Source organism: Tunicatimonas sp. (assembly GCF_049647865.1).
In the GTDB taxonomy this organism is placed as follows: domain Bacteria; phylum Bacteroidota; class Bacteroidia; order Cytophagales; family Cyclobacteriaceae; genus Tunicatimonas.
Map to the genome: position 1 here is coordinate 1 of NZ_JBARYM010000488.1, position 1,573 is coordinate 1,573.

General features: G+C 44.2%; 1 protein-coding gene. It reads right to left on the reverse strand.

Annotated elements, in window-relative coordinates:
- A partial coding sequence (lpdA, locus tag WBA23_RS14520) for a dihydrolipoyl dehydrogenase (protein WP_424582998.1) occupies positions 1-1,268 on the reverse strand: 1,268 nt, incomplete at its 3' end.
- Positions 1,269-1,573 lie beyond the last annotated feature (305 nt).

The window sequence follows — 1,573 nt, forward strand, 5'->3', positions numbered from 1 at the left end:
ATCTCGGTTACGTTCGCGCCAATCATGTGAGCACCGAGCCACTCGCCGTACTTCTTATCAAAGATTACTTTCACAAAACCTTCGTTGGCTCCGGCCGCACTCGCTTTTCCGGAAGCAGAGAAGGGAAACTTACCAACGCGAATGTCGTAGCCCGCTTCCTTCGCCCCTTTTTCGGTGTAGCCTACCGAGGCCACTTCGGGCCAGCAATAGGTACAGCCTGGGAGGTTATTATAATCTAGAGGCTCAGGTTTCATTCCAGCGATGGCTTCTATGCAAACAATGCCTTCAGCAGAAGCGACGTGCGCCAAAGCGGGGCCCTTCACAATATCGCCAATAGCGTAAACTCCCTCTACATTGGTACGGTAAAACTCGTCTACTTCTACCTGATTCTTTTTATCATTCAGCTTTACCCCCACCTTATCAATACCAATATTCTCTAAATTAGTCGCTACTCCAACCGCTGAAAGCACTACATCACATTCTATGGTTGATTCCTTACCATCCTTAGACTTCACCTTTACTTTGCAGCCATCACCTTTGGTATCTACTGAAGTCACCTCCGAGTTGGTCATTATTTTGATGCCCTTCTTCTTGTAGATTTTCTCCAGTTGCTTCGATACTTCCTCGTCTTCCAAAGGAATGATATTCGGTAAATACTCCACAATGGTTACCTCGGTGCCGATAGCATTATAGAAATAAGCAAACTCGCAACCGATAGCTCCCGAACCGACTACCACCATTTTCTTTGGCTGCTTGTCCATCACCATTGCCTTGCGGTACTCAATAATTTTCTCGCCATCAATTGGAATATTGGGCAGCTCACGAGCGTGCCCTCCCGTAGCCAGTATGATATGCTTCGCCGAATAGGTCTCCGACTTTCCGTCTTCGTTCTTTACTTCTACCTTTCCTTTCCCAGCTAGCTTTCCGTGACCTACCAAGGTTTCGATCTTATTCTTCTTGAACAAAAACTGAATGCCTTTACTCATCTTTCCAGCCGTGTTGCGACTTCGCTTTACCATACCACCAAAGTCAACCTCCGCATCCTTTACGGTAATTCCGTAATCTTGAGCGTGTTGAATATATTCAAAAACCTGGGCACTCTTTAGTAGTGCTTTGGTAGGGATACAGCCCCAGTTAAGACATACTCCCCCTAGTTCAGCTTTTTCCACTACTGCCACTTTCATATCCAGTTGGGCCGCACGAATGGCTGCCACATAACCACCGGGGCCACTTCCAATTACGATAAGATCATATGATTTTTCTGCCATAGTTGTGTTTTTTCTATAATGAATTGCTGCAAAAATAGTGGAAATAAGGGCATTACAAAACTTGCGAGAACCACTAAGATATCAACAAATAGTAAGGCAAGGCAGTTCTAAATAATTTGCTACAACCAACTACTTGAAGTGCCTATTTAGCAATAGATCAGGATAAAGAAATTGAGAAATCTCATCATCATCTACAATGAGTACCACATTAAAAAATTTCATATAATCTATTTATTCGGGAAGTAGCACCTGAATTCAGTAAACTCGTTGAGTCTGCTGTTTACCTGGATATGACCGCCCATGCG